Here is a 10,283-nt window from a genome sequence, read left to right as displayed (position 1 = left end):
GGCCCCACCGACCTCGCCCTCCTCGCCAGCGCCCTCCAGCGCGCGGCGGGCCGCTGAGGAAACGGAGAAGAAGAAGCGGGCCCACGTCCGAGGACGCGGGCCCGCTGTGTCCGATTCGTCTCAGACCTCGAACTCCCCCGCCCGCACCCCGGCGACGAACGCCACCCGGGCATCAGCGGAGAAAACCAACGAAGGCCCCGACGGATCCTTCGAATCACGCACGGGCAGAACCCCGGGAACCCCGTCAGCGACCTCGACGCAGTCCCCGGTCTCCGCACTGAACGTGCTCTTCCTCCAGTTCTCGCGACTGAGATCGGGAACAGACACCTTCAGCACCTCCGCTTGATACCGCGCTACAACTCTCCTCCGACCCGGGCCAGTAGGCCGAGGCTCTCGGAGGCACTCAACGCACTCGACCGAAAGGCATGAAGCGGTGGGCCCGCACCCATGGGTGAGGGCCCGTCGGCGTCAGTCCTCGTCGCCGGTGCGCAGCTGCTCGGCCGACTCCCGGTAGGCCTCGGCAGCGCGGGCGAAGTAGTCGAAGAGGGTTTCGAGCTGCTCGGGCGAGTAGCCCCCGAGGATCTCGCCGATCCGCCGCCGCGCGGGGTCCATGACGCGGTCGAGATCGGCGGGCCCGCCGAGCGGCTCGACGATGACCTTGCGCCGGTCGCCGGGGTCGGGTGCGCGGCGCACGTAGCCGGCCTGCTCCAGCCGGTCGATCAGGCGGGTGGTCGGACCGGTCGTCAGGCCGGTGCGCGCGCTCAGCTCGCCGGGGGTCATCGCCCCGGCCAGCTCAAGGATGTTCAGCGCGTACAGGTCGGTGGCGCCGAGTTCGCACGCCCTGGCGCTCGCGTGGCCGTGGAGCATCACCGCGCTCAGGTACCGGCGGTAGACCTCGCTCGCGTCGGATCGCATGGCAGGCGTTGACACGGGCTCCCCCTCTCCATAATCTCTTCCTCAGAGAAGAGAAATCTTCAACACAGTAACTTCTTAGAGGAAGTTACCACGGGGAGGGGACCGCCATGCCTGCTACCGCCAACGCTCCGACCGGGCCCACCGGGCCTGTCGAGCCCACTGTCCCCGCGGCGCCGCCCGCAGCCGACCCGGCACCCAGGCGCCACACCGGTAGCCGAACCCGCCGCCGCACCGTCAAGCGCCTCCTCGGCGCGACCGCGCTGGCGCTGACCGTGGCCGCCGGCTCCGGCTACCTGTGGCTCGACGCCACCTCCGAGGTGCGCAACCTCGGCCAGAGCGACTGCGCCGCGGTCGCCCCGGCCGTCACCCCCACCCCCGCCGGATCGGCCGCGGCCGAGGACCAGCGGGCGGTCTGCGACACGCTGCACTCGCTGGCCGAGGCCTGGGGGGCCGGCGACGCCACCGCGTACGGCGAGCACTTCACCGCCGACGCCACCTACACGACCTACGTCGGCACCCACTACCAGGGGCGCCGCGACATCACCGAAGCCCACCGGGCCCTGTTCGGCGGGTTCCTGAAGGACACCAGGCTGGCCGACTCCTTCCTCGGCATCCGCTTCTACGGCCCCGACACCGCGGTGGTCACCAGCCGCGGCGACACCTGCACCGACAAGCCCAAGAAGGCCGCCGAGCTGTCGAAGACGCAGTCGTACACGCTGGTCCGCCAGAACGACCGCAGCTGGCGCATCGCCGCCTTCCACAACACCCAGCGCCAGTCCGTCATGGAGCGCATCTCGTTCCTGTGGGACCCGTCGACCAGGCCGGAGGCCGAGAAGTGAGCACGCACACCCCCGTCAACCCCGCCCACGAGGCCGACGCCGCGGCGATCCGCGCCCTGCTCGAGCGAAGCCGCACAGCCTGGGGCCGCGGCGACGGCGCCGCCTACGGCGAGCAGTTCACCGCGGACGCCACCGACGTCACCTACACCGGCACCGTCTACCGGGGCGGGCCCGAGATCGGCCGCGCCCACCAGGCCCTGTTCGACGGCTTCCTCAAGGGCACCGAGTTGAGCCTGGAGATCACCGACCTCCGCCTCCTCGGCCCGGACACCGCCGTCGTCCTCACTCGCGGCGACGTCCACAAGGGCCGCCCGAAGCGCCTCGGCAAGCTCGCCACCTACACGGTCGTCCGGGAGCCGGGCGGCGACTGGCGGATCGCCGCCGTCCAGAAGACCCGGCGCAAGCGCCTCCTGGAGGCCATCTCGTTCCGCTTCCAGCCCGCCACCCGGCCGGCCGCGCACTGACCGGCCGGCCCGGCCGACCCCACCTCACGGAAGGAGCACCACCACGACGGCCGAAGCGAGTTCACCGGGGGCGACCGACCCTCCACCGCCGCACACGGCGCTGGTGACCGGGGCGAGCACGGGCATCGGTCGCACCTTCGCCCGCCGGCTGGCGGCGGAGGGCTTCCACGTGATCGCCGTGGCCCGCCGGGAGTACCGACTGCGTGCGCTGACCGACGAGCTCGGCATGCCCGGGCGGCTGATCCGGGTCTCTTCGACGTCGACGACGCCCGTCTCCGCATCGAGGTCCACGACGCGAGCGACCACCCGCCCGTCCCCCGGCAGCCGGCCGCGACCGACGGGTGCGGCCGCGGCCTGCTCCTCGTCGAGGCCCTCGCCCTCAAGTGGGGGCACTCCGCCCGCACCGAGGAGCCCGGCAAGGTCGTCTGGTGCGAGTGCGGGCCTGATCGGGGCCGCCACATGACCCCGATACCCAAGGGTGGGGCCAAGGGTGAGCCCTCGGCCCCACCCTTCGCAACTCCGGACACTTCACACGCTCCGTGTCGGATATGCTACGTTCCGCATTATCAACAGAACATAGAAGACCCCGGCGGTGCGCTAACACCCCGGGGTCCGGCACCAGGAGCAGCAACTCCAGATGCAGATTCATCGTAGTCACCCCGGTCTTCCCGTACCGCCCTGATGGCGGGAAAATCCGTCTGGGTGGCCGTCCGGCTGACGTCGTGTGCGCTTGGTGCGATTGGAGCCCGCATCGTAGTCGGACGCAGGGGCTCATGCAGGCGCCCGGAATTGTTGCCCTGAGCACGCAAGAGAGCTTCTTTGCAGCCTGTGGCCCCGCCAGGCGGTCTCCCGTGTCCGCACGGATCGGGAGAGAGGGGCCCGGGACATGGATGTTCTGCACGAGCGGTGTGCGGGTGTCGATGTCAGCAAGACCGACTGCAAGGTCGCCATTCGCGTACCCGGCAAGGGTGTCCGTCCCCACCGCGAGGTGAGGACCTTCTCCGCAATGACCGACGACCTGCTGGCCTTGCGGGACTGGCTGGTGGACAACAGGATCACGGTCGTCGGCATGGAGGCCACCGGCGCGTACTGGAAACCGCTGTACTACCTGCTGGAAGCCACCGACGGCATCGAGCCGTGGCTGCTCAACGCCCAGCACATGAAAGCCGTCCCGGGCCGCAAGACCGACGTCAAGGACTCGCAGTGGATCTGCAGACTGGTCGAGCACGGCCTGGTCCGCCCGAGTTTCGTGCCACCGCGTGAGATCCGCCAGTTACGGGACCTGACCCGGTATCGCACCGAGACCGTCCGCGACCGTGCCCGCGACGTCAACCGGCTGAACACGTTCCTGGAGGACGCCGGGATCAAACTGTCCACGGTCGTCTCCGACATCACCGGGATCTCCGCGCGGCGCATGCTCGACGCACTCGTGGCCGGTGAACGCGACCCCGAGGTCCTCTCCGACCTCGCACTGGGAGCGATGCGCGGCAAGATCCCCGTACTGAACCGCGCACTGGCCGGCCACTTCACCGAACACCACGCCTTCGTCGTCGACACGATGCTCACCGCGCTGGACCACGCACAGGAGCGGATCGAGAGCCTCGGCCGGGAGATCGACCGGCAACTGGAGCCCTTCCGCCGCCAGGTCGAACTCCTGGTCACCATCCCCGGTGTGGGGCTCGCAGCCGCGCAGGTCATCCTCGCCGAGATCGGCACCGACATGAGCCGCTTCCCCACCGCCGGACACCTCGCCTCCTGGGCCGGCATGTGCCCGGGCAACCACGAATCCGCGGGCAGGCGCCGACGCGGCACCACCCGCCCCGGCGACGTCTGGCTCAAGGGGGCACTGGGCATCGTCGCCCTGTCGGCCTCCCGCACCAAGGGCACCTACCTGGCCGGCCGGTACCGGCGGCTGATCGGCCGTCTCGGCAGGAACCGGACCATGGTGGCCATCGGACACTCCGTGCTCATCGCGGCCTGGCACATGCTCAGCACCGACACCCCCTACCGGGACCTCGGCCCCGAACACTTCACCGAACGCCTCGGAAAGGCCCGCCAGACCCGCCGCCTCGTCGCCCAACTCGCCGCCCTCGGCTACGACGTCGACCTCCAAGCCAAGCCCACACCCACCGCCACCAACCCCGGGTAATTTTCAAGAGAGCGCCCACGCGCGCTCATTCACCGTGCTTCCCAACGGCCTGTTGCAGGACCGGCGGCTCAGCTACACCGCCCGCGGACTCCTCGCCGACCTCCTCTCGCGCCCCGACGGCTGGCGCGAGGACGGCCGACACATGGCCGACACCAGCCCCCAGGGGCGCGGCACCGTCCGGCGGGCGCTCAAGGAACTCACCGACGCCGGGTACTACCGGGTCGTCCGCGTCCGGCGCCCCGACGGGACGATCCGCTCCGAGGCTCACGTCTTCGACCGCCCTCAGCTCGTGCCACCGGGTGTCGCCCGTCCGGTCGCCGGTGAACGGGGCACCGGCCGTCCTGACGCCCCTTCTGCAAAGAACCCGGAAGAAGTACCCACCCTCCCCGAGGTCGACGAGCAGACCCGCGAAGCCGTGGCCGCACTCTTCCGCGCCCTCCGACCCGAACCGCGCCTGCGCCTCGGGCTCGCCGAGGCGCAGGCGCTAGCACCGCTCGTCTGCCGGTGGCTCGAACACGGCAGTACGGCTACCGACCTGGCCCACGCCCTGCTGCCCGGCCTGCCCACCCATCTGCACTCGCCCGTCGCACTCCTCCGCGACCGGCTCCGGCGCAAACTCCCGCCCCCGCGCGCCGGGGCCGCGCCCGCCACGTACTCCGAGTGCCCCCACTGCCACGACCCGGTCCCCCGCCCCGGGCCCTGCCGCTCATGTGCCGAGGTCGCCCCGAGCGCCCCGGTCACCGCCGCCGTTGGCGCCGCCCTCGCCCGCGCCGCCCTCCACCGAGGAGCAGATCCGGGCCAAGGCGCCCCCTTGACGGGCCATTTGCCCTCGGCCAGGGTGCGAACGTAACAATGGGCACTCGGCCTGATACAGGAGGACACGATGGAGCTGGACTTCATCGGCATCGACCCTGAGACCGGCAAGGAGGGCTCGCCCACTGCGTGGGTGGACCATGCGAACGCGGAGATCGTGATCCAGGGCTGGAACGCCGGCGAGGAGCTGGCGGCCGCGATCGGCGGAACCTCGTGGGCCCCCGGGCACACAGCCGGGATCCCCGCCGGCGAGACCGTGATCAGGATCCCGGCCCGAATGATTCCGATCCTGAGGGAGGCGTGCGATGTGGCTGAACGCACCGGCCTTTGACCAACTCCTGCGCTCCGCACAGCACTCCGCAGTCCATCTGGAGCTGCGCGACGCCTACGCCGTTCCGGACGAGGCACAGGCCGTCGAGCGCTTCCGGGAGACGGGCGAGTCGGACCTGGACCCGGCCTCGGAGTACTGGCAGGACTGGGCGGCGATGCTGCGCGAGGCGACGGCACGGGGCGTCGTCGTCCGGCGCGCCCGGATCGTCTCCGAGCCGGTCACCCTCTACACCCGCTACCTGCACGCCATGACCCCGGTCAACATCGCGATCGGGGAGGACGTTCGCTGGCTCCCCCGCCGCGAAGCGTCCGACCTGGCGCTGCCCGGCAACGACTTCTGGGTCTTCGACGACCGCTGTGCCCGCTTCAACCACTTCACCGGCGACGGTGACTGGGCGGACGAGCGCACCTCGTACACCGAGGACGCATCCGTGGTGAAGCTCTGCACCGACGCCTTCGAAGCGGTGTGGGAACGCGCGACCCCGCACCACCACTACACCGTCTGACCGTCCGAGCGACCGATACCGTGCCCGTTTCCCCGTCGTCCAGTGTCCGCACGGCTCGGACCGCCGTCGCGGCGCGGCTGCGCGAGTTGATGCTCGACGCCCGGATCGACGGCAAGGAGCTCTCCGCACGCTGCCGGTGGCACCCGTCGAAGACCTCCCGCATCCTGGGCGGAAAATCCACACCTTCCGAGAGCGACATCAGACGTTGGTGCGGAGCGTGCGAGGCGGACGACCGAGCAGACGATCTGATCGCGGCATCCCGCGCCGTGGAACTGATGTACGTGGAGTGGCGCAAGCAGCACAGTCACGGCATGCGCCGGGTCCAGGAGGACTCCCTGGCGCAGCACACGAGTACCGCCGTCTGCCGGGCATACGTCTCCAATGTCGTCCCCGGCTTCCTCCAGACCGAGGCCTATGCGACCGCGCTCATGCGCGGCATCACGGATTTCCAGGGCACCCCGGACGATGTCGCCGATGCGGTGGCGGCCCGCTTGAAGCGCGGCCGCCTCCTGTACGAGGGCAATCACCGCTTCGTGGTCCTGGCCGAGGAGGCCGTCCTGCGGTACCGGATCGGTGATGCGCGGACGATGGCCGAGCAACTCCGCCATCTGCTCTCGGTGATGCCGCTCCCGTCGGTCGCCCTGGGCATCATCCCCTTCTCGGCGCCGCGTCGCATGTGGCCGCTGGAGGCCTTCTACCTCTTCGACGACGGTGAAGCCTCGATCGAGACACTGACGGCCGAGATCAGCGTCGTACAGCCACGTGAACTCGCGGACTACCACCGGGCATTCGCAGAGTTGACCCGGACGGCCGCCTATGGACCCCCCGCCCGCGCCCTGATCGCCGCGGCGATCGACGCCCTCGACTGAGTACCCGCAATCACGTTGAGTATTCAGCCGATCACTCCCTAACGTCGAATCGGCCGCCCACCGCGCACCCGATGTGCCGGCCGGGTCGAACCCATCGAAGGAGCTCGGTATGAGCCTCGTGCACACGGAACGAATCACCGGACGAACCCTGGTCGACGACGCCCTGTTCGAGCGCCTGGTGCATCGGGTCGCCCACGATCAGAGCATGGAAGCGCGGCTCGCGGAGCGGGTCGTGGACCAGGCGCTCGCGTTCCTCGGCACCTGCGCCGTCAGCCCGGACGCCGCGCTTTCGCCCTCCCGCGTGGTCGACCACGGCTGGCACGCCTTCCTGCTGCACACCCGTGAGTACGCCGCCTTCTGCGACCGGGTCGCCAACAGGTTCCTCCATCACCGTCCGGACAACGGCGCCTCGGCGAACGGTACGGGCATCGTCACTACCGCAGCCGCGCTCAGGGCAGCCGGCTACCAGGTCGACCCGGAACTCTGGGCCGTGTCGGCCGACTGTTCCGAGGGCAGCGGGGGTGACGGCTCCGACACCAGTGGAAGCGGCGGTTGCGCGCAGTGCCACCAGGGCTGCCACAACTCCAACTGACCGGCCGGGCCGGGCGGCGCTGCGGCCGCCCGGCCTCCTCCCCGCCCCGAAGGAGCAACATGCGCCACCGCTGGACCGATCTGCCGCCTGGGGTCCGCCACCTGATCGCCGAGAAGTCCGGCGTCGTCACCGGGGTGACGACGCCGGACGCGGGAGGGACCGCCGAGTTCGCCGCCGTCGTGGACACCATTTCCGACCGGGTGTTCGTGAAGGCCGTGCGACTCGACAGCCCGAAGCTCTGGATGGCCCGCAAGGAGGCCCGGGCCGCGGCGGCGGTTCGGGGAATCGGCGCGGACCTGCTGTGGCAGCAGGACGCCGACGGCTGGCTGGTCACGGCCTTCGAGTACGTGCCCGGACGTCACGCCGACCTGTCGCCCGGCTCGTCCGACCTGCCGCTGATCGCGGGAACGCTGGCCGGGCTCGCCGACCGGCTCACCCCGGCGCCGGCGGTCCGGACACTCGGTCTCGCGCAGAGATGGAGGGGCTCGGCACTGTGGTCGGAGATCGCGGACACCGACGGTCTGACGCCGTGGCAGGCCGAGCACCTGGCCGTGCTCGTCGCCCTGGAGGGCAGCGTGTCGGAGGCGGTCGCGGGTGACACCCTCGCGCACACCGACATGACCGGGCCGAACATCCTGGTTTCCGGCGCGCGGGTCCGCATTGTCGACTGGTCGTGGCCCGCTCCCGCCGGGGCCTGGGTCGACACCGCCTCGCTGATCCCCCGGCTGATCGCCGCCGGTCACACCGTCGAACGGGCCCGGCGGTGGGCGATGACCGTTCCGCACTACGCCGTCGCCGAGCCCTCGAAGGTCGCGGCGCTGGCCGCCGTGATCGCCGCCCGATGGCGGTTGAGCGCGATCCGGGACGGCGAGTGGACTGTCCTGTCGGCAGCGGCCGACCGATGGGTGGCGGATCTGCTACCGGTCGGCACTACCCGACCCTGAAGAACCGGGTGACAATCGAAGAGCCGTGGGGCCCGCTTCCACCGGGCCCCACGGCTTTCATCGTGATGTGATCAGGCGTTGGTCTGCTTCGGCTCGTCGCCCGGCTTGTCGGTGATCGAGCGGCCCAGCACCGCCGTGTGACCGACGACCGTGCCCGGCTTGCCGAACTCGCTGTCGGCGACGACGACCTCGCGCTCACCGAGGAACTCGTGGCTCTTCGGGTCGAAGATCCACTCGGTGCGGACACCGCTGTCCACGTGCGCCACGGCGACACCGTGGCGGCCCGAGGCGTCCACCGAGTCCTCGACCGCGGTGACGCCGGGGATCTTGGCGGCGGCGCGGTAGAGGGCGGCGCTGACGGCCGGCGGGGCGATCTGCTCGCGCAGCAGGTCCCCGATGGTCACGAACGCCTCCTGGTCAGGGGTGCGGCCCTGGCCCGCGGTCTCGGCGTAGATCTTCTTCAGCAGCGCGTCCGGGTCGGTCGGCAGACCGGCCAGGTAGTCGTAGGTGGGCGCGCCGATGCTCGGCTTCTTGGTCGGGTCGAGCCACAGCCCGCCGTCGGAACGCGGCGCGGGGCGCTTGTCCCCCTCCTTGGCAGCGGCCTCGCCCTTGCCGAACTTGCCCTCCTCCTTCAGGACGCCCCACTGGCTGCCGTCCACCGAGAGCCAGATCTGGCGGCGGTGCGGCGCGTCGACCTTCGTCTCGCCGGTGGCCAGGTTGCTGGCCGCGAAGGACACCAGGCTGTCCACGTAGACGAACTGGTTCTTGCCGGGCTTCGGGTCGGGCTTGCCGGCCGCGGTGTCGGCGGCCTGGGTCAGCAACTGGACGGCGGCGACCGGGGCGACGTTCAGCGTGGTGCTGCCGCTCTCGGCCGGCTGCCCGCCCTGGACCTGCTGCCCGCTCTGCTGCTGGGCCAGCGGGGCCTTGGAGGCCGCGCCGTCACTGCCGCCCGGCAGGACCATCGCCAGGGCCAGACCGCCCGCCAGGGCCGGAATCGCCACCCAGCCGAGCTTGCCCCGCCGGACCCGCGCGGGCTTCGTGTCCCGGATCTCACTCATCAGATGTCCCCTCAACAGCCGGTGGCGGTCGGAGGAGAGTTCGGGCCGCGCCGGCGGCGGCAGCAGCCGGGCCAGCTCGGCACGCTCGTGCTCGTTCATCGGTTCGTCTCCCGTGTCGACCGGGCCGCATCGGTGCGGCCAACCCGTACCTGTCCGGGCTCGGGGCGGAGTTCCCGCCCTTTCCTCAGTTCTTCCTCGGCGAGCGCCCGGAGCTTGGTGCGGGCCCGCGAGAGCCGCGAACGCACCGTTCCGATCGGCACCCCGAGCGCCTCGGCGGCACTCGCGTAGTCGAGCCCGGCCCAGACGCAGAGGCCGAACACCTCCCGCTCCGCCTTCCGCAGCCGCTCCAGGGCCCGCCGCGCGGCGGCCAGCTGGGCGCTGTCGTCAAGCCGCCCGACGAGTTCGTCGGCGAAGTCCGGCACCACGTCCCTGGGTGGCAGCCGCTCCATCGCGGCCCGGTGCCGCCGGGCCGCCCGGGTCGTGTTCCGCAGCACGTTGGCGGCGACCCCGAACAGCCAGGGGCGGACCGGCTCGTCGCTCTCGCGCAGTTTGTGGCGCAGCCGCCACGCCTCCAGGAAGGTCAGTTGGACGATGTCCTCCGCGACCGCCCAGTCCCCCGAAACCCGCACCGCGTACCGGTACAGGTCGTCTGCCGCTTGATCGAACAGCTCCCCGAACGCCCATTGGTCCCCGTTCCGTATCCGTCCCCGCTGTGACAGCTCCACACCTCCACCTGTCCGCAGCACCGTCCTGGGTTCCCACGGACAGCACAACACGGCGGGCCCGCGTCCGAGGACGCGGGCC

The 10,283-nt window shown here is 71.0% G+C and carries 14 protein-coding genes; 10 read left to right on the top strand and 4 right to left on the bottom strand.

All coding sequences use genetic code 11. The annotated features are described in order from the left end of the window. Positions 1 to 120 precede the first annotated feature (120 nt). Entirely contained in the window at positions 121 to 336 is a 216-nt protein-coding gene (locus VR45_RS27890) for a DUF397 domain-containing protein (RefSeq protein ID WP_107084288.1), read from the bottom strand. 132 nt (positions 337 to 468) lie between these two features. Then, positions 469 to 915 carry a MarR family transcriptional regulator gene (locus tag VR45_RS27885; protein ID WP_045942611.1) on the bottom strand — a complete coding sequence of 149 codons (447 nt, stop codon included), beginning with the start codon at positions 913 to 915 and terminating at the stop codon, positions 469 to 471. 107 nt (positions 916 to 1,022) lie between these two features. Here VR45_RS27885 and VR45_RS44525 point away from each other — a divergent pair, with 107 nt between their 5' ends. The 10 genes from VR45_RS44525 (at position 1,023) to VR45_RS27835 (ending at position 8,421) form a co-directional block, all read left to right on the top strand. Continuing rightward, positions 1,023 to 1,754 carry an SgcJ/EcaC family oxidoreductase gene (locus VR45_RS44525; protein WP_078896894.1) on the top strand — a complete coding sequence of 244 codons (732 nt, stop codon included), beginning with the start codon at positions 1,023 to 1,025 and terminating at the stop codon, positions 1,752 to 1,754. Next, positions 1,751 to 2,218, top strand: a complete 468-nt coding sequence (locus VR45_RS27875; protein ID WP_045942610.1) for an SgcJ/EcaC family oxidoreductase — start codon at positions 1,751 to 1,753, stop codon at positions 2,216 to 2,218. The genes VR45_RS44525 and VR45_RS27875 overlap by 4 nt, the downstream gene beginning before the upstream one ends. Before the next feature lie 103 nt (positions 2,219 to 2,321). Then, positions 2,322 to 2,681, top strand: coding sequence for an SDR family NAD(P)-dependent oxidoreductase (locus tag VR45_RS49055; protein WP_234326230.1), 360 nt, complete (start codon positions 2,322 to 2,324; stop codon positions 2,679 to 2,681). Positions 2,682 to 3,104: 423 nt separating this feature from the next. Further along, positions 3,105 to 4,367: an IS110 family transposase gene (locus VR45_RS27865; protein ID WP_045942608.1), complete on the top strand. Its 1,263-nt coding sequence runs from the start codon at positions 3,105 to 3,107 to the stop codon at positions 4,365 to 4,367. A gap of 34 nt (positions 4,368 to 4,401) precedes the next feature. Further along, positions 4,402 to 5,217, top strand: a complete 816-nt coding sequence (locus VR45_RS47265) for a hypothetical protein (RefSeq protein ID WP_045942607.1) — start codon at positions 4,402 to 4,404, stop codon at positions 5,215 to 5,217. Between the two features lie 33 nt (positions 5,218 to 5,250). After that, positions 5,251 to 5,511, top strand: coding sequence for a hypothetical protein (locus VR45_RS27855; protein ID WP_045942606.1), 261 nt, complete (start codon positions 5,251 to 5,253; stop codon positions 5,509 to 5,511). Continuing rightward, a complete protein-coding gene (locus VR45_RS27850; RefSeq protein ID WP_045942605.1) occupies positions 5,486 to 6,016 on the top strand; it encodes a DUF6879 family protein in 531 nt (176 codons plus the stop codon). Before VR45_RS27855 ends, VR45_RS27850 begins: the two co-directional genes overlap by 26 nt. A 20-nt stretch (positions 6,017 to 6,036) precedes the next feature. Next, positions 6,037 to 6,885 carry a helix-turn-helix transcriptional regulator gene (locus tag VR45_RS27845; protein WP_045942604.1) on the top strand — a complete coding sequence of 283 codons (849 nt, stop codon included), beginning with the start codon at positions 6,037 to 6,039 and terminating at the stop codon, positions 6,883 to 6,885. A 109-nt stretch (positions 6,886 to 6,994) separates the two neighbouring features. Continuing rightward, a complete protein-coding gene (locus VR45_RS27840) occupies positions 6,995 to 7,477 on the top strand; it encodes a hypothetical protein (RefSeq protein ID WP_045942603.1) in 483 nt (160 codons plus the stop codon). Positions 7,478 to 7,536: 59 nt separating this feature from the next. Next, a complete protein-coding gene (locus VR45_RS27835) occupies positions 7,537 to 8,421 on the top strand; it encodes a hypothetical protein (protein ID WP_052709425.1) in 885 nt (294 codons plus the stop codon). 71 nt (positions 8,422 to 8,492) lie between these two features. On the opposite strand, the gene VR45_RS27830 is transcribed toward VR45_RS27835, so the two are convergent. Further along, on the bottom strand, positions 8,493 to 9,578 hold the full coding sequence (locus VR45_RS27830; RefSeq protein WP_045942602.1) for a CU044_5270 family protein: 1,086 nt from the start codon (positions 9,576 to 9,578) through the stop codon (positions 8,493 to 8,495). Next, positions 9,575 to 10,204, bottom strand: coding sequence for an RNA polymerase sigma factor (locus VR45_RS27825; RefSeq protein ID WP_045942601.1), 630 nt, complete (start codon positions 10,202 to 10,204; stop codon positions 9,575 to 9,577). The genes VR45_RS27830 and VR45_RS27825 overlap by 4 nt, the downstream gene beginning before the upstream one ends. Between the last annotated feature and the right edge of the window lie 79 nt (positions 10,205 to 10,283).

It is taken from the genome of Streptomyces sp. NRRL S-495, assembly GCF_000966955.1.
GTDB lineage: Bacteria > Actinomycetota > Actinomycetes > Streptomycetales > Streptomycetaceae > Kitasatospora > Kitasatospora purpeofusca.
Note: the sequence above shows the minus strand (reverse complement) of the source record. Positions and strands in the feature narration are given on the sequence as shown.